At 73.8% G+C, this 20,588-nt stretch carries 15 protein-coding genes; 6 read left to right on the forward strand and 9 right to left on the reverse strand.

What is annotated here, in order from left to right; all coding sequences use genetic code 11:
- Positions 1-321 precede the first annotated feature (321 nt).
- A complete protein-coding gene (locus ACZ6AA_RS38465) occupies positions 322-3,264 on the reverse strand; it encodes a helix-turn-helix transcriptional regulator (protein WP_471463100.1) in 2,943 nt (980 codons plus the stop codon).
- Between the two features lie 199 nt (positions 3,265-3,463).
- Between ACZ6AA_RS38465 and ACZ6AA_RS38470 the strand changes: the two genes are divergently transcribed.
- The 3 genes from ACZ6AA_RS38470 to ACZ6AA_RS38480 all read left to right on the forward strand — a co-directional run bounded on the left by ACZ6AA_RS38470 (position 3,464) and on the right by ACZ6AA_RS38480 (position 7,012).
- Complete coding sequence (locus ACZ6AA_RS38470) at positions 3,464-4,378, forward strand: MBL fold metallo-hydrolase (protein WP_471463102.1); 915 nt, start codon at positions 3,464-3,466, stop codon at positions 4,376-4,378.
- Between the two features lie 19 nt (positions 4,379-4,397).
- Positions 4,398-5,888, forward strand: a complete 1,491-nt coding sequence (locus ACZ6AA_RS38475) for a carboxylesterase/lipase family protein (RefSeq protein ID WP_471463104.1) — start codon at positions 4,398-4,400, stop codon at positions 5,886-5,888.
- 104 nt (positions 5,889-5,992) lie between these two features.
- A complete protein-coding gene (locus tag ACZ6AA_RS38480) occupies positions 5,993-7,012 on the forward strand; it encodes a formylglycine-generating enzyme family protein (RefSeq protein ID WP_471463106.1) in 1,020 nt (339 codons plus the stop codon).
- Between the two features lie 79 nt (positions 7,013-7,091).
- On the opposite strand, the gene ACZ6AA_RS38485 is transcribed toward ACZ6AA_RS38480, so the two are convergent.
- Entirely contained in the window at positions 7,092-7,982 is an 891-nt protein-coding gene (locus tag ACZ6AA_RS38485) for a glycoside hydrolase family 19 protein (protein WP_468483367.1), read from the reverse strand.
- A gap of 167 nt (positions 7,983-8,149) precedes the next feature.
- Positions 8,150-9,328 (reverse strand): Tat pathway signal protein, encoded by a 1,179-nt coding sequence (locus ACZ6AA_RS38490; RefSeq protein WP_468483368.1) that lies wholly within the window; start codon positions 9,326-9,328, stop codon positions 8,150-8,152.
- A gap of 354 nt (positions 9,329-9,682) precedes the next feature.
- Here ACZ6AA_RS38490 and ACZ6AA_RS38495 point away from each other — a divergent pair, with 354 nt between their 5' ends.
- The gene (locus ACZ6AA_RS38495) at positions 9,683-11,080 is read left to right on the forward strand and encodes a cytochrome P450 (protein WP_468483369.1); all 1,398 of its coding nucleotides are present in this window, start codon (positions 9,683-9,685) and stop codon (positions 11,078-11,080) included.
- A 15-nt stretch (positions 11,081-11,095) separates the two neighbouring features.
- Here the strand turns inward: ACZ6AA_RS38495 and ACZ6AA_RS38500 are convergent, their stop codons facing one another.
- Positions 11,096-11,935, reverse strand: coding sequence for a DUF6415 family natural product biosynthesis protein (locus ACZ6AA_RS38500; protein ID WP_468483370.1), 840 nt, complete (start codon positions 11,933-11,935; stop codon positions 11,096-11,098).
- Positions 11,936-12,218: 283 nt separating this feature from the next.
- The gene (locus ACZ6AA_RS38505) at positions 12,219-12,821 is read right to left on the reverse strand and encodes a TetR/AcrR family transcriptional regulator (protein ID WP_468483371.1); all 603 of its coding nucleotides are present in this window, start codon (positions 12,819-12,821) and stop codon (positions 12,219-12,221) included.
- Positions 12,822-12,950: 129 nt separating this feature from the next.
- Between ACZ6AA_RS38505 and ACZ6AA_RS38510 the strand changes: the two genes are divergently transcribed.
- The gene (locus ACZ6AA_RS38510; protein WP_471463110.1) at positions 12,951-14,426 is read left to right on the forward strand and encodes an amidase; all 1,476 of its coding nucleotides are present in this window, start codon (positions 12,951-12,953) and stop codon (positions 14,424-14,426) included.
- Here the strand turns inward: ACZ6AA_RS38510 and ACZ6AA_RS38515 are convergent.
- From ACZ6AA_RS38515 to ACZ6AA_RS38530, 4 genes are all read right to left on the reverse strand, one after another.
- Complete coding sequence (locus ACZ6AA_RS38515; protein WP_468455310.1) at positions 14,327-15,289, reverse strand: LysR family transcriptional regulator; 963 nt, start codon at positions 15,287-15,289, stop codon at positions 14,327-14,329. The two genes, ACZ6AA_RS38510 and ACZ6AA_RS38515, sit on opposite strands and share 100 nt — an antisense overlap.
- Positions 15,286-16,533: a sensor histidine kinase gene (locus ACZ6AA_RS38520; RefSeq protein ID WP_468455308.1), complete on the reverse strand. Its 1,248-nt coding sequence runs from the start codon at positions 16,531-16,533 to the stop codon at positions 15,286-15,288. The genes ACZ6AA_RS38515 and ACZ6AA_RS38520 overlap by 4 nt, the downstream gene beginning before the upstream one ends.
- Positions 16,530-17,210: a response regulator transcription factor gene (locus ACZ6AA_RS38525; RefSeq protein WP_471463112.1), complete on the reverse strand. Its 681-nt coding sequence runs from the start codon at positions 17,208-17,210 to the stop codon at positions 16,530-16,532. Before ACZ6AA_RS38525 ends, ACZ6AA_RS38520 begins: the two co-directional genes overlap by 4 nt.
- Positions 17,211-17,296: 86 nt before the next feature.
- Positions 17,297-18,382, reverse strand: coding sequence for an SMP-30/gluconolactonase/LRE family protein (locus ACZ6AA_RS38530; protein WP_471463114.1), 1,086 nt, complete (start codon positions 18,380-18,382; stop codon positions 17,297-17,299).
- Positions 18,383-18,702: 320 nt separating this feature from the next.
- Here ACZ6AA_RS38530 and ACZ6AA_RS38535 point away from each other — a divergent pair, with 320 nt between their 5' ends.
- Entirely contained in the window at positions 18,703-20,577 is a 1,875-nt protein-coding gene (locus tag ACZ6AA_RS38535) for an amidohydrolase (RefSeq protein WP_471463116.1), read from the forward strand.
- Positions 20,578-20,588 lie beyond the last annotated feature (11 nt).

The following is a 20,588-nucleotide window of genomic DNA, read 5'->3' on the forward strand; positions in this document are numbered from 1 at the left end:
CCGTCCGTCACACGGCACCTTTCCGGGCTTCCCGGCTCTCTCGGCGGCACCGCCGCCTTTCTCGCCTTTGCCTTCTGGCCCGCTCTGCCCCCCCCCCCCGCCCCCCTCTTCCCCCGTTCTCTCCCCCCCGCCGTCCCGGCCGCCGCTGTCCGAGCCGTCGCCGCTGGTGAGGGTCACGCCAAGGATGACGGCGGCGACGGCGAGGAGAGCGGCGGCGGCCAGGGCGAGGCGGCGTGCGGGTGGGGCGGGGGCTTTCATACGAGGAGCCTAGATCCGGCCGGACCTCCTGGCGTACCCGGACCTTCCGGGGGCTGCCCCTCCCTACTGGTGGCCGACCGTCCCGATGGGGCCCTCGATGAGGTCGCGCAGCTGGGCGCGGGCGGTGATGCCCAGTTTGGGGAAGCTGCGGTAGAGGTGCGAGCCGACCGTGCGCGGGGAGAGGAAGAGCTTCTCGCCGATCTCGCGGTTGGTCAGCCCGCGGGCGGCAAGCTGGACGATCTGCCGCTGCTGCGGGGAGAGTTCGGCCAGCGCGTCGGGGGCCGGGTCCGTGACGTCGAGGCCGGCGGCGCGCGACTCGGCCCGGGCGCGCTCGCTCCACGGGTGGGCGCCCAGGCGGCGGAAGGTCTCCAGGGCCTCGGTGAGCGGGCCCCGCGCCTCCGCGACGCGCCTCCGCCGTCGCAGCCACTCCGCGAGGTCGAGCAGGGTCTGGGCGTACTCGAAGGGCCAGCGTGCCGGCACCGGGTCCGCCAGGGCCGCCCTGAAGTGCGGCTCGGCGTCCTCGGGGTCCGCCAGCAGGCCACGGGCCCGGCTGATCAGCGCCCGCAGACGAGGCGAGGCGTCGTCCGCGAGGGCGCGTGCCGCACGCTCGACGATCGCTGCGGCCTCCGCGCGGCGGCCGCAGCGCACAGCGGCGGCGGCCAGATCCGCGAGGGCCGGGTAGGAGGCGTGGTGGTGGACGGGCGCGCCGACTGCCGTGAAGGCCATGCGGAGTTGGTCGTACGCGGCCTCGTAGGCGCCTGTCGCGACCGCCGCGGCACCGAGCGCACGGCGGACGTAGACGTGGACCGAGCGGCTCTCCAGCGGATCGATCAGAGCGAGTGCCTCCTCGGCCCGGGCGCGGGCCGCCGTCGTGTCTCCCTGGAGTGCCAGCACCGTGGCGTCGACGGCGGCCGCGCAGGCCACGGCGTGGTCGAGGCCCGCCGCCCGGCCGACCTCGGCGGTACGGGCGCAGGCCGCGCGGGCCTGGTCCCACCGCCCTCGTTCCACATAGGCCCAGGCGACGGCGCCGCCCAGGCCCTCCGGCAGCGCTCCTTGCGACTCCCAGCGGTCGAAGGCCTCGTCGAAGGCCCGGACGGCCTGCGGGGTCTCGTCCAGGAGCCACGCCAGGATCCCGACGGTGGTGAGCCGCTCGGGCCGGGTCCGCGCCTCGGCGGTCAACTGCGGGAGCAGGCGCAGGAGTTCGGCCCGATCGGTGAAGGGGTCCGCCACAGCTCGCACCCAGGTGCGTACGCCCGTGTGCGAGGCGTCCTCCGGAAGGCTCCTCAGGAGATCCTGTACGCGGTGACGCTGGGCGTCCTCGCCGGAGTAGAAGGAGACCACGGCGGCGCCGGACAGCAGGTCAAGCGCGGCGGCGGGCTGTGCGGGCGTCAACTGCTCGGCCGCGTCGGCCAGTCGGGAGAACACCACGGCGTGCCGGACGGTCAGGACCGCGAGGCGTCCGGCCTGCACGGCCGCGGCGGTCAGGAGCGCCGCGTCGTCCGTGCGCGCGCGGGCCCCGGCGGTCAGTTCCTCGACCCAGGCGATGTCGCCGGTGAACACGGCCGCCGCAGCGGCTTCGACCAGCAGCCGGGCACTGTCCTCGCGCCGCGGCGCGAGGTCCGCTGCGCGCTGCAGGGCCTTGGCCGCCGCCGCGTGGCCGCCGCGCCGAAGGGCCCGGGCTGCGGTCCGCTCCAGGTCCGCCGACACGGCCGCGTCCGGGCCCGGGCAGGCGGCGGCCCGATGCCAGGCACGCCGGTCCGGCTCGTCCCGCAGCATCTCGGCGAGCGCGAGGTGGGCCTCGCGCCGGGCACCCGGGGCCGCGGAGTGATACACGGCGGACCGGACCAGCGGGTGGCGGAACCGGACGTCCCGGCCCGTCCGCCGGACGAGCCCGGCCTGCTCGGCGGGCAGCCAGACCTCGTCCTCGGCGTGCGGCAGCCCGGCCAGGGTGGCGAGCGCGGAGTCGCCGCTGTCCATGGCGGCCAGGAGCAGCAGGGCCCGCGAGGTGGCGGCGGGGAGGCCGGTCCTGCGGGCGGCGAAGATCCGCTCCAGGTGGGCGGTGAGCGGGAGCGGCCCCGCGGACGGCAGCGCGGCGGCGGTGTCGGGTGCGGTGGCCGCCCTCGTCAGTTCCACCAGCGCAAGGGGGTTGCCGCCCGCCTGGTCGAGGATCCGTGTCCTGGTGGGGCCGGTGGGGCGTTGCGGCTGCAGGTCGAGGAGCCGGTCCGCGGCGGCCTTGTCGAGCGGTCCCAGGGTGAGCGTCGGCAGGCGACGGTCGAATCCCGGAAGGGGCGCGTCGGTACCGGTCCCGATCAGCCTGTCGGTACGGGCCCCGGTCAGGATGTCGGTACGCGCCCCGGTCAGGATGTCGGTACGCGCCCCGATCAGCATCGTGACCGGTTCGCCTTCCAGCCGTCTGGCGGCGAAGGACAGGGCGTCCAGGGAAGCGCGGTCGCACCACTGCGCGTCGTCCAGGACCACGAGTACGGGACGGTGCTCGCCCAGGGCGGACAGCAGGCTCAGGACGGCGACTCCGATCAGCATGAGATCGGGTGCGGCCGGGTCCCGGGCCGTGTCCTGCTGCGTGCCGAAGGCGGCGTGCTCCGGCTCCTGACCCGTGCCGACGACGGAGTGCAGCGCTTCCTGCCCCGCGCCGAACGCCGCATGCAGCGCCGCGCGCTGCCTCTCCGGGAGTTCGTCCACCTCGGCCGCCAGCGGCCGCAGCAACTGATGCAGCGCGGAGTACGCCAGGCTCGACTCCGCCTCGCTGCCCTCGGCACGCAGGACGCGGGCACCTCCGGCCGCGGCCCGCCGCACCGCACGGTCGAGCAGCGCGCTCTTTCCCGTGCCCACGTCACCGACCAGCATCAGCACCGGGTCGGCCGACGCCGGGTCCACGGCACGGAAGAGGCGCGCCAATTCCGTGTCTCGGCCGAGGATCGGCTCCCCCGGCTCCGGAGCCGGCCGCCCTCCCGTCATCGCGCCGAGGCCGCCGGTGTGCTCGTCCACGGAGTCTCCCGGAATTGTCGCTCCCCCGGCAGGAGTCCCCCTGCCTCGCCCGCCCAGGCTACAAGCGGCCGTGCGCAGTGGTCGGGCCGTCCGCGCGGGCGCGGTCACCTCGCGCAGGTGCAGTCACCTGACGCATACCGCGTACGCCGGAGCCGATCGTACGGTTCCAGGAAATCCCCCGAATTCCCAAGGACCCCGCATGGAAACAATCAAGCTCGGCGACGTCACCATCACCCGGATCTGGGAATACTTCGGCTCCGTCGACATGACGCCCGAAACTTTCTTCCCGGAAAGCCCGAAAGGAGTGTGGGACGACGGCGCTTCCTGGCTGGCCCCGCATTTCCTGGACGCCGATACCCAGATGGTGAATTCCGCGATCCAGACCTGGCTGCTGCGCAGCGAGGGCAGGACCATTCTTGTGGACACCGGGGTGGGAAATCACAAGGAGCGCCCGTACGCACCGGTCTGGAGCCGTCTCGAAACGGACTTCCTGGCCAACCTCGCCCGGGCCGGTGTGCGGCCCGAGGACGTGGACATCGTCATCAACACGCATCTCCATGTCGACCACGTCGGCTGGAACACCTACCTGGAAGGCCGGCGCTGGGTGCCCACATTTCCCAACGCCACCTATCTGATGGCGAAGGACGACTTCGACTTCTGGAATCCCGAGAACGGCCACAAGCCGCTGCTCGGCCGCGGCAACCAGAACGTCTTCGAGGACAGCGTGGCCCCGGTGCACGAGGCCGGTCAGACGCTGCTGTGGGAGAACCATCACCATATCGACGGCGACCTCCGTCTGGACGCGGCTCCCGGGCACACCCCCGGCTCCGCCGTACTGACCCTCGCCTCCGGGACGGACCGGGCGGTCTTCGTCGGCGACCTGCTGCACAGCCCGGTGCAGGTCCTTGAGCCGGACGCCAACAGCTGCTTCTGCGAGGACCCGGCGGGCGCCCGCGCCACCCGCCGCAAGGTCCTCGGCTGGGCGGCCGACAACAACGCACTCCTGATCCCCGCGCACCTGGGCGGCCATGGCGCCGCCGAAGTGACGCGCGAGGCCGACAAGTTCGCCATCAAGGGCTGGGCCTCCTTCGCCCCGTACCCCGAGCAGGCCTGAGACCCGGAGAGGCACCCTCGTGAACCACCACCCCGACCCCGTCGTGACCACGGCCCAAGGGGCCGTACGCGGCCTGCGCCAGGACGACATCACCGCCTTCCTCGACATCCCCTACGCCGCCCCGCCCCACGGCGCCGCCCGGTTCGCGCCGCCCCGGCCGCACGAGCCGTGGGACGGCGTACGGGACGCCACCGTGCCCGGGCCCAACGCCCCGCAGTCCCCGCGCGCACTCGGCACCGTGGACATGTCCCCCTACTTCGGCACCGGTTGGAGCCGCGGCGACGACTACCTCACGGTCAACGTCTGGACGCCCGCCGTCGGCGGCGGCGACCTGCCCGTCATGGTGTTCGTCCACGGCGGCGGATTCGTCGCCGGATCGACGCGGTCCGCGCTGTACGACGGGTCGGCCTTCGCCCGCGACGGCGTCGTCCTCGTCACCCTCAACTACCGGCTCGGCATCGCCGGGTTCCTCGACCTCCCCGGCGCGCCCGCCAACCGCGGCCTGCTCGATGTCGTCGCCGCGCTGCGCTGGGTCCGGGAGAACATCGCCTCCTTCGGCGGCGACCCGCGCCGCGTCACCCTCTTCGGCCAGTCGGCCGGGGCGACCCTCGTCGGCGGCGCCCTCGCCGCCCCCGAGGCCACCGGCCTCTTCCGCCGGGCGATCGTCCAAAGCGGCAGCGGTCTGGGGGCGTTCACCACCGAGCAGGCCGCCCGCGTCACCGAGGCGGCGGCCCGGCGTCTGGGCGCCGTGCCCCACGTGGACGCCTTCGCGGAGATCTCCGACGACCGCCTGGTCGAGGCCGCCTCCCAGCTCGTCGGCATCGACCTGCGGACCGACACGCACCGCGACCCGCTGATCGGGCTCAGCCCCTTCAGCCTGGTTCTCGACACGCAGCCCGCCGCGTCCGTCGCCGCCGGTCCCGGCGCCGGCGTCGACCTGCTCATCGGGACCAACGCCGAGGAGGGCAACCTCTACCTGGTCCCCGTGGGCAAGTACGCCACCTCGACCGCCGAGGACGTCGACGACGCGGCGGCGCGCTCGCACCACGATGCGCGGCGGCTCGTCGAGACCTACCGGAAGGCACGCCCCGAGGCGTCCTTCGCCGAGTTGCGGTCCGCCGTCATGGGCGACGCGCTGTTCGGCGCGGGCAGCCGGGCCCTCGCCGCAGCGCACGCGGCCCACCCCGAGTCCGCCACGTACAGCTACGAGTTCGCCTGGCGCTCGCACGCCCTGGACGGACAGCTCGGCGCCACCCACGCGGTCGAGCTGCCCTTCGTCTTCGATCTCGCGCACCTCCCCCGACTCCATGGCCCCACCGCCCTGCTCGGCCCGGTCAGGCCGCCCGCGGACCTCGCCGCCCGCATGCACGCGGCCTGGATCCGCTTCGCCACGACCGGCGACCCCGGCTGGGACCCGTACGACAACGAGCGCAGGGCAACGATGCGGATCGCCGCCGAATGGACCCAGGTCGACGACCCCCACCGCCAGGAACGGCGCGCGTGGAGCTGACCCTCGTACGCGCACTGGTCCCGCCCGGCCTACGGGACTCCGGCCGGTTCACCGGGAACCACGCGCAGCACACTGGGGGATCACCACCGCCGTAGGAGGACTCCATGCCTGCCCCAGAGCCGCGTCCCCGCAGTTGCTGCGCCCCGCGGGGTGCCGCCGCACTCCGAGACGCCGCCGCCCCGCGGGACGCGGCCGCCCGACTCCCCGCACCCGCCGTGCCGCCGCCCGCCCGCTCCTCGGCGGTCCCCAACGCTCCGGACCGCATGATCACCTTGCCGGGAGGCGAGTTCCTGATGGGGGCGGAGGACGCCGAGGGGTTCCCGGAGGACGGTGAGGGTCCGGTGCGGCCGGTCCGTGTGGACGCCTTCCGGCTCGACGCGTACGCCGTGAGCAACGACGACTTCGCGGCCTTCGCCGCGGCGACCGGGTATGTCACCGACGCCGAGCGGATCGGCTGGTCGTACGTCTTCGCGGGCTTCCTCCGCGCCGAGCTGCGGCGCGTCTCGCCGCGGCCCGAGCACACGCCGTGGTGGTGCGGGGTGGAGGGCGCGAGCTGGCGTCACCCGGAGGGGCCGGGCAGTTCGGCCGAGGGGCGCGGCGGCCATCCGGTGGTGCACGCGTCCTGGAACGACGCGCGGGCGTACGCGCGGTGGGCGGGCAAGCGGCTGCCGACCGAGGCCGAGTGGGAGTACGCGGCGCGGGGCGGCCTGGAACAGCGGCGCTACCCCTGGGGCGACGAGCTGGACCCGGGCGGGGAGCACCGCTGCAACATCTGGCGCGGCGCCTTCCCCACGAAGAACACCGCCGCCGACGGCTACCGCGGCACCGCGCCTGTCGACGCCTTCGCACCGAACGGCTTCGGGCTGTACAACATGTCCGGCAACGTCTGGGAGTGGTGCGCCGACTGGTGGTCCACCGACCACGCCGCCGCACGCCCCGCCCACAACCCCGAGGGCCCGCCCACCGGCACCGTCAAGGTCGTCCGCGGCGGCTCCCACCTGTGCCACGACTCGTACTGCAACCGCTACCGGGTCGCCGCCCGCACGGCCGACGCCGTCGACGGCGGGGGCGGCCACACCGGCTTCCGCTGCGCGCGGGACCTCGGCACGGGCCCCGGCGCCTGAGCGGGTGCCGGGCGGGCCCGTGAGGTCGGGCCCGCCCGGCACGGTGCCGCGCGCGGGGACGGATCGCGCGGCCGGGACGTCAGCAGCTCAGGTTGGAGCCCGGCGTCGTGCCGAGGATCGACGTGAAGGCCTTGTACTTGTTGATGCGGCTCTGGACCTGGGCGGGGTTGCCGCCGTTGCACTCCAGGGCGCCGTTGATGGAGCGGATGGTCTCGCCGAATCCGGCGCCGTTGACCATGGCGTTGTGCGGGGTCATGGTGCCGGGGCCGTTCTGGGTGTTCCAGTACCAAAGGCCCGTCTTCCAGGCGATGGCCGGGTTCTGCTCCACCAGGTACGGGTTGTTCAGCAGGTCGATGCCGAGTGCGTCGCCCGCGGCCTTGTAGTTGAAGTTCCAGCTGAGCTGGATGGGGCCGCGGCCGTAGTAGGCGGCCTGCCCGGCGGGACAGCCGTAGGGCTGGGTCTTGTCGCAGTAGTGCGGGTAGTTCGCCTGGTTCTGCTCGACGATGTGCACCAGTCCGCCCGTCTCATGGCTGACGTTGGCGAGGAACGCCGCCGCCTCCTGCCGCTTGACGGTGTCGCTGCCGGTGTTCGTGAAGCCCGGGTAGGCGCCGAGCGCGTCGGTCAGACCCTTGTACGTGTAGAAGGGATTCCGGCTCGGGAACATCTTGTTGAACTGCGACTCGCTGACGATGAAGCCGGACGGGTCGGGGTTGCCCGGGTCCGTCCCACCACCGCAGGCGCCCTGGTCCGCCCAGACGTCGGCGCGGCCCGGAGTCTCGTTCTGCGTCCACCACTTGGCGGTCCAGTTGCGTCCGTTGTACGAGGCCGACTTGCCGCCCGTGTACACGGACGAGGAGTTCCACGGCGCGGCGCACTCGGCAGCGGACGCCGAGGCGGCACCCGGACCCAGGACGATCAACGCGCCGATCGTGGCCACCGCGGCCATGAAGCTGGTGATGCGTCTGATCATGCCAACTCTCCTTACGGGCAGGGCGGAAGTCGTCTCCCGCCCCGCCATCGGGGGTGCCGCGACTCAAGCGAAAATGGTCTGGACCTGTCAAGGTCTAGACCAAACTGAGGTCAAAATTCGCGGAATCCGTCCACCATCCGGACCGATGGGGGTGCGAGGGCGGTGCCTCATCGCCCGGTCGGCCACATCCTCGGGTCGATCGCCGTCACGCGGGTGTGCAACGCCGTGACGAGCCGACCGGTGCGCCCGTGCCACTCCTCTCGCGGTACGGCGTGGACGGAGGCCACGGCCGCTTCGAGGTCACCCTGTTCGAGCTGCACCCGGGCCAGGAACAGGAGGGTGCGGTGGCGGTTGCGTACGAGGCCGGGGCGCAGGAGGGCGAGGGAGCGGTGCGCGTGTGCCTCGGCCTGTGCCCATTGGCCCAGGTGGGACTCGGCTATGAGAGCGAAGAAATCCAGCTGGGCCTGGTCGTGGAACAGCATCCACGACGGCCTGGGCCGCGTGGGTTCGGCGCGGTCGAGAGCGCTCTGCGCGCGGTCGATGCCGCGCTGCACGGCCGCGCGGTCACCGATGGTGGCGTACTGGGCGGCGGTGTGCGCGTGCGCGAGCGAGGCGTACACCGGGTCACGGCGGACGATCGGCAGGGAGCGGGTCACATCGATGGCGGCCAGGGCGTCGGTGCCCCGGCCGCAGCGGCGGTACAGCACCGCCGCGCTTCCCCAGACCCGGAACTGCACCGCCGGATCGGCGGACAGCCCGGCCAGGGTCACCGATTCGTGCAGGTATCGGTGCGCGGCATCGAGCCGGTGGCCCTCGGTGGCCGCCCACAGCGCCGAGCACATGGATGCGGCGGCGAGTGAGTAGAGCATGTTCCGCACGCGCCCGCTCGCGCTGCCGTGCTGCTGGAGGGCGAGCACCTCCCGGGCCAGGTGTGCGGCGCGCTCCTCCACGGCAGTGGTGCCGCCGAAACGGTCGTCCGCGGCCACGATGCCGGTCAGGGACGCGGCGAGCCGCCGGACGTCACTCACGCCGACCCGCCTGTGCTGCCCCTGGGAGAGGGCCGATCGCGGCGGCGGCACGGTGCTTCTCGGGGTGAAGCCGAGGTCTTCGGGGCCTCGTCCGGTCAGCCGGGTCAGGGCCTCGCGCTGCTTGGCCTGGGGCCATCGCACCTCGCCGGACAGCCAGCGTCGCACGGTGCGGTCGGTGGTGTTGCCGGGGTGCCCGGTCAGCGCGGCCGTCTGAAGGTTGATCCGGTCGGCGAACTCCGCTTCCGTCAGGCTGTGTTCGGCCAGCCAGTCGGCGAGGTCCTGATTGGGCACACGGGCCGAGACGTCACTGCGGGCCATGACGGGACTGTAGGCCCATCACACCATCCCGGGAGGGCGCATCGCGCCGGAGCGCGAGGCGTGGACGGGGCGGTTCGTCCGATGGTGTGTACGACCCCGTGGGCGACGGCCGCGCCTCGGCCGCGCTCCGGGCACGCTCCCTCATACGTGGGACTCCCGGCGCTCCGCGCTGTTCCGGCGCCGCACCGGTGCTGTGCTGCTCCCCCTGCCCCGTACCTCCGACCTCCTTCCGCCCTCTTACCTGCTACCGCCGCGCCGGTGCATCAACCTGCCGTATCGACCTGTCCCACCGCATGCCGCATCGACCTGCCGCGCGAACGCGCCGCAGGTCCCTCCCGCACGAAGGACCGCCCGTTGACTTCGGACCCCACCCCCCTCTGCCCCGTGCCCGGCCCGCGAGGGCTGCCGTTGCTCGGCAGCCTGCCCGAGTTCGGCAAAGATCCCCAGGCCTTCTTCGTGCGGCTGCGCGAGGAGTTCGGCGACTCCGTGACGTGGTCGCTCGGCCGCAGACGCTGTCTGCTCGTCTCCCACCCCGCGCACATCGCCGAACTGCTGGGCGGCGTCGGGCACGGGTATGAGTCGACGGTCCTCACCTGGCCCATCAAGCAGGTCCTCGGAGACAGCGTCCTGATGAGTCACGGATCGCAGTGGCGGCGCAAGCGGAGGCTGGTCCAGCCCGTCCTGCGTCCCCGTCAAGTACGCGGGTACGCCCCGCACATGGTCGAGTGCGCCACGGCGCTCGCCGACCGTTGGCGCGGGGGCGAACGCGTCGACGTACAGCGGGAGATGGCCGAGCTGACCCAGCGGATCGTGCTGCGCACGCTGTTCGGCGACGACCTCGGCCCGCGCGCCCGTGTGCTCGGCGACGCCATGGCGGTGGGCCAGCGGCAGGTCTCCGCCGAGCTCAGAGGCCTCGGTCTCTTCCTGCCGTCCTGGGCCCGCACCCCGGGACGCCTCAGGCTGCTCGCCGCGGTACGGGTCCTGGACGCCGAGATCCACCGGCTGGTCGGCGCCCGCAGGGCCGAGCTGGAGCGCGGCGCACCGCCGCGCGACGACATCGTCAGCAGACTGCTCGCCGCCCGGGACGACGACGGCCGTGCCTTGACGGACGTCGAGGTGCGGGACGAGGCGGCGACGCTGTGGATCGGCGGCCACGAGACCACCTCCACGCTGCTGACCTGGACCTGGCACCTGCTGTCCGCGCACCCCCACAGCCGGGAGCGCCTCGACGAGGAACTCGACCGGGTGCTCGGCGGACGGCCCCCGGCCATCGCGGACTACGAACGGCTCGACTGGACCCGGCACATCGTCCAGGAGGCCCTGCGCCTGTATCCGCCCGCCTGGGCGGTCAAGGCCACGGCCCGGCCGGGCGCGACGCTCGGCGGCACCGCGGTCCCGGCCGGGACCCTGGTCTGGTGCAGCATGTGGGCCGCCCACCGGGACCCGCGCTGGTATCCCGAACCGGACGCCTTCCGCCCCCAGCGCTGGCTGGCCGACACCCCCGCTCCCGTACGCGACCACGTGTGGTTCCCCTTCGGCGGCGGTCAACGCGCCTGCCCGGGCGCGCGCTTCGCCCAGGTCGAGGCGGCCCTCGTCCTCGCCACGCTCGCCCAGCGCTTCACCCTGGACTGCGAGCCCGGCGGGCCCGGCAGGGCCGGTGAGCCCGCGACCAGGACCGGCGCCCTCCTCCAGCCGGCCCGTCGGCTGCACGCCACCCTGACCGCACGGAACACCCTGACCGCACGGAAATAGGCCCCGCGGGAAGGATCACAGCAGTCTCCGCGCCTGGTCGAGGTCGAAGCGGACGCGGAGCAGGCACCGGGCGGAACGGGCGAGCCGCTGGGCATGACCGACCGCGGCCAGCTGATCCATGCCCGAGGGCCACTCCAGGCGCCGCCGGGCCTCGGCGAGGGCCTGCTCGGAGGCCTGACGTGCCGCCGCCGACCTGGAAAGGCGCGACGCGCGCTCGCCGACGTCCTCCATCAGGGGCCGCAGGTGAACCATGAGCAGGTGAGCGGCCTGCTGAGCGTCGGCCACCCGGGGAAGGGTCTCCGGCCGCCTCGTGTTCCAGGTCCCCAGGACCCGGTCGATGAGCGCGCTCAGGCCGGGTGCGGGCAAGGGGCCGAGGACCGCGGGAGCGACGCGGGGCGCGCGTGCGGCGGAGTGGGGGTGTGTGGGCGCACGGTGCACGGCGAGCAGGGCCCACACGCACCTGCCGCCCTGGTGGGGCACCCAGCCCCAGTCCACGGAGAGGGCTTGCACGATGACGTGGCCGCAGCCGCCGAACATGACCCCCGCCAGGTTGCGGGGCGGCCTGGTCGGAGCGAGCGAGGCGACCTCGACGAGCAGTCGGCCGCGGCCGTGGCTGACCGTCAACTCGAGCTCCCGGGGCCCACACGCGAGCGTATGGACGACCAGTTCCCCGGCAACGAGGAGCGTGTCGTCGACCGCGTGTCCGAGCCCCCAGCCGCCGAGGACACCGGCGAGGTTGTGCCGGAGCCTGGGTACCGCCTCGGCGCGCGCCTTGATCCGCAGGACCAGCCGCTGCTTGGCATCGATCCGGGGACGACGCCGCGGCGGTCGGCCGCCGACTGCGTCCAGCCTCACCGGCGAGACCTGTGCGACCCGAACGGCCGTCGTGTGGCGGCTCCCGTGTTGCCGTCCCATGGCCATGTTTCCTCCCAGTGCGGCGGTCACGGAAACGAGACCACGCGGCGCCGGAAGGCGAACAGGGCGAAACGCACGGGACCCGTCTCCGCGGAACCGGTCAATTTTGCCTCGGCATTACGCACTTGGGCGAAGGCCGTCCGGGAGAGCACCGGGGGGCGCAGGGCCCCACTGAGCGCACCCCGCGCCACCCCACCACCGAGGCCCGGCGCCAAGCCCTCGCTCAGCCCCCGTGCCAGGCGATCACCGCGTCGACGAACGCGACCACCCGCTCACCGACGCGCTCCACGCTCCCGTTCTGCACACTGACCTGCGCCCCCTCCAGCGCGAAGGTGATCTCCGCGGCGGCGCCCTCGGGATCGCTGAGACCGGCCGCGACGCACATGGCGGTGAGGCGGCGCAGTTGCCGTGCCTTGTGCGCCTCGATCACCTGACGCGCCGGGTGGGTCGCGTCGGGCAGCTCGGCGAGGGAGTTGACGAAGGGGCAGCCGCGGTGCGAGATCGCCGACAGGCCGTCGGCGACGAACGCGGCCACGCCCCTGATCTGTGCCCGGGGGTCGTCCCCCCACCGCTCCTCGATGCGGTCGAAGGCGTCGGCGTACTCGGCGGCGACGATGAGCAGCCACTCCGCCACCAGCGCGTCCTTGGTGCCGAAGTGCCGATACAGGGCGGCCTTCGTGGTCCCGGCCCGGTCCGCGACGGCCTGCACGCCGACGCCCCTGATGCCCTCGGAGCCGAACAGCTCCTCGGCCGCGTCGAGGATGCGCTCGCGGGGCGGCAGCTTGGCCACCCGCTCCGCCCGGCCCGGCCGCACCGTGTCCGTCATGCCCCATCCTCCCGCGCCATTCCGGCCGTCCAGGCCGCACCACCCTCATGTTACGGTACCGAGCAGTCCCGGGCGATACCGATCGGTATCAGCCGGGACCCATCGGTTTCGAAGGTCGGAGGGGTTCACATGAAACTGTCGGAGTACGTGACGCATGACGCCGTCGGGCTCGCCGAGTTGGTCGCCCGCGGCGAGGTGACCGGCGCCGAGCTGGAGAGCGTCGCGCTGGAGGCGGTCGCCGCCGTCAACCCCCTGCTCAACGCGGTGGTGGAGACCTGGCCCGCAGAGGGGGGCGAGGCGCCCGGCGAGGCGACGCCGACGGCGGGAAGCACGTCGGCCGGGGCGCCGCTGGCTGGAGTGCCCTTCCTGCTCAAGGACCTGGGCGTCACCCTGGCCGGGAAGCGGACGGAGCTGGGCAGCCGCCTCGCCGAGGGCAACGTCGCCGCCGCTGACTCGTACCTGATGCGGCGCTTCCGCGCGGCCGGTCTCGCGACCTTCGGCCGCACCACGACCCCGGAGTTCGCCTACAGCATCACCACCGAGGCCGACCTGTACGGGCCGACCCGCAACCCCTGGGACCCCGACCGCTCGCCGGGCGGCTCCAGCGGAGGTTCGGCGGCCGCCGTCGCCGCGGGCGTCGTCCCGGTCGCGCACGCCACGGACGCGGCGGGCTCGATCCGCGTTCCGGCGGCGAGCACCGGCCTGTTCGGCCTGAAGCCGACCCGTGGCCGGGTGTCCATGGGCCCCGATGTCGACGAGATCTTCAACGGCCTGGCCGTCCAGGGCTGCGTCAGCCGTACGGTACGGGACAGCGCGGCGCTGCTCGACGCGATCCGGGGCCCGGAGAGCGGTGACCCGTACGTCGCCGCGGAGCCGGAGCGCCCCTACGCCGAGGAGATCACCCGCGCCCCGGGCCGCCTGCGCGTCGGCGTCCTCACCCAGGGCGACGGCCGCCGCCGCACCGCGGCCCCGGTCCTCGACGCCGTGTCCCGCACCGCGGAACTCCTCACCTCGCTCGGCCACCACGTCGAGGAGGCCACCCTCGACATCGGCGTGAGCTGGGACGAGTTCGTCCTGGCCAACGCCCGGCTCTGGACGGCGAACCTGGTCCCCTGGATCGACTCCCTGGCCGCCGCCTTCGACCGGCCCGTCGACGCGTCCACCGTCCAGCCCGAGATGCTCGCCAGCCACACCTGGGGCCGCCGGGTCTCCGGCGCGGACTTCGTCGGCGCGCTCGCCGTGCGCAACACCGTCGCCCGCGCCATCGGCCGCCGCTTCGACCGGTACGACGTGCTGCTCACCCCGACCCTGCCCGAACTCCCGCCGCTTCTGGGCGTGTTCGCCGAAGGTGTCGAGGAGCTTGACGGCCTCGACTGGGTCGACCGGCTCTTCGACCGCTCCCCCTTCACCGCGGCCTTCAACGTCGCCGGAACCCCCGCCATGTCCGTCCCCCTGGCGGCCGACCCCACCACGGGCCTGCCCATAGGCCTGCAGTTCGCCGCCGCCTACGGCCGCGAGGACACCCTGTTCCGGCTCGCCTCGCAACTCGAAGGAGCCGCACCCTGGTCCGACCGCACACCCGGCGTCTGGGCCGGTACCGCCTGACAGAGGCGCTCGAACACCACCCGCACGCGCGGCAGTTGCTCCCTGCCGCGCCGGGCCGCCAGGTAGATCGCGTTCCCGACGGGACGCTCGGGTCGGTGAAGGAGCGTCAGTTCCCCTGTCTCCAGGCCTGCTTGGGCCAGGTACCGGGGGACGACGCCGAGTCCCGCGCCCGCCCGGATCGCGGCGACGACCGCGCGCATGTCGGCGACGGTGAGGACCGGTTCCGGCGGGAGCGTGTCCCAGCAGGAGCGGAAGTAGCGGCGGGCCATGGGCATAGCGCGGGAGTAGCCGACGAAGGGGCGGGGGTCCCGCGGGCCGTGGTAGGGCGGGTCGCCGGGGCGGCCGATCAGCACGAACTCCTCGTCGCAGAGGTGTCGTAGATACAGACTCCGGGTGGGCGCTCCCTCGATCTTCGTCACCACGGCAAGGTCCAGCTCGTCCTGGAGGAGGGCTTCGGTCAGCTCGGGCGAGAGCCCGATGCGGCAGTGGAGCGTGCCTGCCCCGGCGGCCAGGAGCGGGGCCAGGCGGGGCAGCACCTGCGCCTCCAGGAGGTCGGCGGGCGCGCCCAGGAGCACCGGCGTGGCGCTGTCGGCGGTGCCCGGAGCCATGACGTCGAGCGCCCCGTCGAGCGCGTCCAGGTGCCCGGCGATCCGGTTGGCCAGCAGATGCGCGTCCTCGGTGGGCGCGATGCCCCGGCCCGACCGCTCGAAGAGGGCCCGGCCCGCGAGCCGCTCCAGGGCCTTGACGTGCCGTGACACGGCAGGCTGCGAAAGTCCGAGTACGTCGGCCGCCTTGGCGACGCCGCCCGACCGGTAGACGGCGAGGAAGCTGCGCAGGGTGCCGAGATCCGCCCGGTGGGTCATGACCGGCGTACTCCTTCGGGAACGCCCTCATGGAAAGGGGGACTTGGCGGGCTCGGTGGACTCGGCGGGTTCTGCGCACGGCCCGCACCCGGCAGCGTGATCGTGAACGCCGTCCCGGCCCCGGGTTCCGAGCGGACGGTGACCGTGCCCCCGTGGGCGGTGACCACGCCCTGCACGATCGCGAGGCCGAGTCCGGAGCCGGGGCGGTCGGCGCGCCGCTCGCCGCGCCAGAAACGGTCGAACAGGTGGTTCTGGTCCGCCGCCGGGATGGCGGGGCCTTCGTTGTGGACGGTGACGCGGACGTGCCCGTCGGCCTCCGTGCCGGTCAGGCGCACGGCGGTGCCGGGGTCCGCGTGCCGCAGGGCGTTGTCCACGAGGTTGCCGATGGCGCGCTGGAGGGCGAGCGGGTCGCCGAGGACCGGCAGCGTCGTGCCGTCGTCCGATCCGGTGAGGGTGACGTCGGTTCCCGGCGGGGCGAGGGCGCGGCTCTCCTCGCGTATCTGCCGGTTGAGCGCGGCGACGTCGACGAGCTGGTGGCCCTGGTGCCGCGACTCCCAGCGTGCCAGCGCGAGCAGGTCGTTGACCAACGCCGTCATGCGCTGGGTCGCGCGGTCGACGCGTTCCAGGGACCGGCGGGCGGGTGCGCCGGACGGCAGGTCGCGCACGGCGACGTCCAGGTTGGTGCGCACGATCGCCAGGGGCGTGCGCAGTTCGTGGCTGGCGTCGGCCACGAACCGCTGCTGCGAGGTGAACGCCGTGTCGAGCCGGTCGAGCATGTCGTCGATCGTGTCGGCGAGGCGCTTCAGCTCGTCGTCGGCGCCCTTGTGCCGGATGCGGCGGGTCAGGTCGGTGGCCTGGATCTGGCGGGTGGTGGAGATCAGCCGGTCGACCGGCGCGAGCACCCGCCCCGCGATGAGCCGCCCCACGAACACGCTCACCAGGAACAGCCCGAGGAGGCTCCAGGCGAGCAGTTCCCGCAGCGTCGCCAGGGTGGCGCGGTTGGCGGCGGCCTCGAACGGCACGAGGGAGGCCGGGTCCGCGTCGACCCGGGCGAAGTGCCCGCCGGTGACGACTCCCCCGGTGCGGGCCACCTCGTCGGACAGGGAGCGCCGGGTGAGCGCCGCCCCGCAGATGAAGTACAGCGCGGTCACGAGCACGGCGGCGAGACCGAAGACGACCGACGAGTACACGAACGCGAGCCGGTTGCGGGCCGAGTGCAGCCGCCGCGGCGGGGCCGGGGTCATGGGGTACTCCTGAGGAGGTAGCCGAGCCCGCGGACGGTGACGAGGGGCTGAGGAGCGCCGTCCGCGGCGAGCTTGCGCCGCAGCCCGAGCACGGCGACCTTCACGATCTGGCTGAACGGGTCGAGGTGCGCGTCCCACACGTGGTCGATGAGTTCCTCGGCGGGAATCGCGCGGTCCGGGTGGGTCATGAAGTACCGCAGGAGCGCGAACTCCTTGCGGCTGAGCCCGAGCGGCCTGCCGTCGCGGAACGCCTCGCCCCCTGCCGTGTCGAGGACCAGGTCCCCGCAGCTGAGGACGGCGCCGGAGCGGCCGCCGTCCCGGCGCAGCAGGGCCCGGATCCGGGCGGCCAGCTCGTCGAAGTCGAAGGGCTTGACCAGGTAGTCGTCCGCCCCGGAGTCCAGGCCGTGGATCCTGCTCCCGACCGCGTCGAGGGCGGTCAGCATCAGGACGCGCGGGGCGACCCGGGCCGACGGCGCCGTCGCCCCGCCCGCCTTCAGTCGTCGGCACACCTCGTCGCCGCGCACGTCGGGCAGCAGGACGTCCAGGCACACCAGGTCGTACGGGGTGTGGGCGAGCTGGTCGAGGGCGGTGCCGCCGTCCAGGGCGATGTCGACCGCGTAACCGTCACCGCGCAGGCCGTCGGCGATGCCTTCGGCCAGGTCGGATTCGTCTTCCACGACGAGAATGCGCATGGTGCAGTGTCACCCCCGCCCCGGGTGGTACGGCACCCGGGGCAGGTCGGCGCCGACCGGCGGGACGTCGGTCACGGCGCCGGTACGCGCAGCTCGGACACCCAGAACGGGAGCTTCGGCGGGGTAGTGCCGCTCACGGCCGCCGGGCTGCCCAGGGTGTTGAACTGCGAGTTGACGACGAGCAGCCGCCCCTGGTGGACCGCCGCCCCGGTCGGGAACGCGAACGTCGAGTGCGGCGTGTCCTTCACGGCGCGCGCCGAGCCGAAGTCGGCGGCGAGGGACAGGCTCTTCACCGAGCCGGGCAGGTTCTGTACGACGTACAGGGTCCTGCCACGCAGCACCAGTCCGTCGGGCGTGCTCAGCGTGCCGGACGGCATGGCCACCGGGGCGACCCGGCGCTGCTTGAGGTCCACGCGGTACAGGGCGTTCTCGTTGCGCTTGCCGATCACGAGGTAGCGGCCCGAGGGGTCGGCGGCGATCCCGTTGACGTTGATGCCGGGGGCGCCCGGCGCGGAGACGTACTGGACGGCGGTGCCCGTGAAGTCCATGAACTTCTCCAGGACGTAGCCGGTGCCCCGGGGCTTGGCCCGCCAGAGCACGGGCGCGACCGAGTCCGTGACGTAGGCGCTGCCGTCGGGTGCGAGGGCGACGTCGTTGAGGAACGTCTGCCCGGCGCGAAGTCCGGTGTCGAGGCGGCTCACGAGCCGGGCCGTCCCGGTGTCGTACACGAAGATCTGCCCGGTCTGCCGACCGGCGACGACCAGCCGCCCGTCGGCGAACGCGAGGCCCGTCGCGATAGTGCGGCCGTCGGCTCCCGCGGGCGAGAAGACCCGCAGGTCGCCGGGGGCGCCGACGCGGCCCGTGTAGAGGGTGCCGTCCTTGACCGAGCCGACGTAGAAGCGTCCGGTGACCGGGTCGACGGCGACGCTCTCGGGGAACACCTGGTCGCCGGGGAGGGCGTGGATGAGGGCGGCCCTGGTACGCGCGGCCGGGTCCGGGGCGGTGGTGTCCCGGACGGTGGCGCCCTCGGAGGTGGTGCGGGCTTCGGACGTCGTGGGGACGGCGGCCGTCGCGCCGGCGGTGACGGCGAGCCCGGCCACCACGGCCAGGGCGGCCGATGCGACCGGCAGTGCGCGACGACGGGACATGTGCTTCATCGGGTGGATCCTCTCTGCTGCCGGGGCGCTCACCGCCCCGGTAGGTCGATGCCAAGCAGATCCCACCGATGGTTAGCGGTCGGTTAGCGAGGGCCCTGCGACCACGCACGTTCGCGCATCGGTCAGGAACGGAAGCGTTATGGCTCGCGGCGGCGGCCCCGGGTTTGGCTGACGTCGACGCCGGGCCTTCGCCACCGCCCCGCACCCCGGAACCGGGCCTCGCGCACCGCCCGGCGTCCAGCGCCGGGATTCCGTACCGCCCGGCGTCCAGCACCGGGCTTCCCTACCGCCGAGGCCCCCAGCAACCAGGAGGTACCCAGGTGGGATCCATCCCGTCCCCCGACCCGTCGCCCGTCCCGGCACACGCCCCGTCCCGCACCACGCCCCCGCCCGCCCCGCACACCACCCGCAGGCAGACCCTCACCGCACTCGCGGCCGCAGCGGCCACCACCGCCGTCCCCCTCCTCACCCCGGCCACGGCCTCGGCCCGCGACCGGGGCACACGCCCCGTCGCCGACACGGTCCTGTACAACGGCCGTGTCACCACGCTCGATCCACGCCGCCCCGAGACCACCGCCCTCGCCGTACGCGGAGACAGAGTCCTGGCCACGGGCCCCGACGACCGGATCCGCCCTCTCGCCGGGGACCGCACCCGGCTGATCGACCTGCACGGCCGCCGCGTCGTCCCCGGGCTCACCGATTCGCACACCCACCTCATCCGGCAGGGGCTCAGCTACACCCAGGAGCTGTCGCTCGCCGGGGTCCGGTCGGTCGCCGAGGCGCTGCGCCTGATCCGCCACCAGGCCGAGCGCACACCGCCGCCCCAGTGGGTGCGGGTGGTCGGCGGCTTCACCCGGCACCAGTTCACGGACGGCCGGCTGCCGACGCTCGCCGAGCTCAACGCCGCGGTGCCCGACCGGCCCGTCCTCCTGCTCCACCTGTACGACCGCGCCCTCCTGAACCGCACGGCGCTGCGGATCCTCGGCTTCACCAAGTCGACCCCGGCGCCGCCCGGTTCGGAGATCGAGCACGACGCGGCGGGCGACCCGACCGGGCTCCTGATCGCCAAGCCGAGCGCCACCCTCCTGTACGGGACCCTCGCCCGGCTGCCCGGTCTGTCCCCCGCGGACCAGTCGGTCTCGACCCGGCACTATCTGCGCCACCTCAACGCCCGGGGCGTCACCGGCGTCATGGACGCAGGCGGCGGCCACCAGACGTTCCCCGACGACTACGAGGTGGTGCGCCGGCTGCACCGCGCCGGGCAGCTCACCGTCAGGATCGGCTACCACGTGTTCACCCAGCGGCCGGGCGACGAGCTCGCGGACTTCCGGCGCATGGCGGAGCTGGTCTCACCGGGCGACGGTGACGGCATGCTGCGCATGCTCGGCGCCGGGGAGATGCTCGCCTACTCGGCCGCCGACTTCGAGAACTTCGAGGAGCCGCGCCCCCGGCTGCCCGGCACGATGGAGGCCCAACTCCGCGATGTCCTCGCGTTCCTGGGCGAGCGGCGCTGGCCGTTCCGGCTGCACGCCACGTACGAGGAGTCGATCAGGAGGTTCCTCGACGTCATCGAGGACGTCCACGGGCGGGGCGGCCCGGACGTCCCGTTCATCCTCGACCACGCCGAGACGATCAGCGCTCGCAGCATCGACCGCGTCGCCCGCCTCGGCGGCCGGATCGCCGTGCAGCACCGCATGGCCTTCCAGGGCGAGACCTTCATGGAGCGCTACGGCGCCGCGGCCACCGCGCACACCCCGCCCGTCCGCCGCATGCTGCGGGCGGGCGTCCCGGTGGGTCTCGGCACCGACGCGACCCGGGTGGCGAGCGACAACGTCTGGATCGCGCTGCACTGGCTGGTGACGGGGCGCAGCGTCGGCGGGCAGGTGCTGCACCCGCCGGAGCACCGGCTCGACCGGATCACCGCGCTGCGCCTGCTGACCCGGGGCAGCGCCGCCCTCGCCGACGAGGACCGGGACAAGGGCACCCTCTCCCCCGGCCGGTACGCCGACCTCGCCGTGCTCCGCGAGGACTACCTCACCGTGCCCGCGGAGCGCATCCCGGAGATGGCGTCGGTCCTGACCATGGTGGGCGGCCGCGTCGTCCACGCGGCCGCCGAACACACGGCGCTCAACCCGCCGTTGCCGCCGGTGCGGCCGTCGTACTCACCGCTCCTGACGGGAGCGAACGCGCCCTGACACCGGCCGCC

Source organism: Streptomyces sp. NPDC040610 (assembly GCF_055594065.1).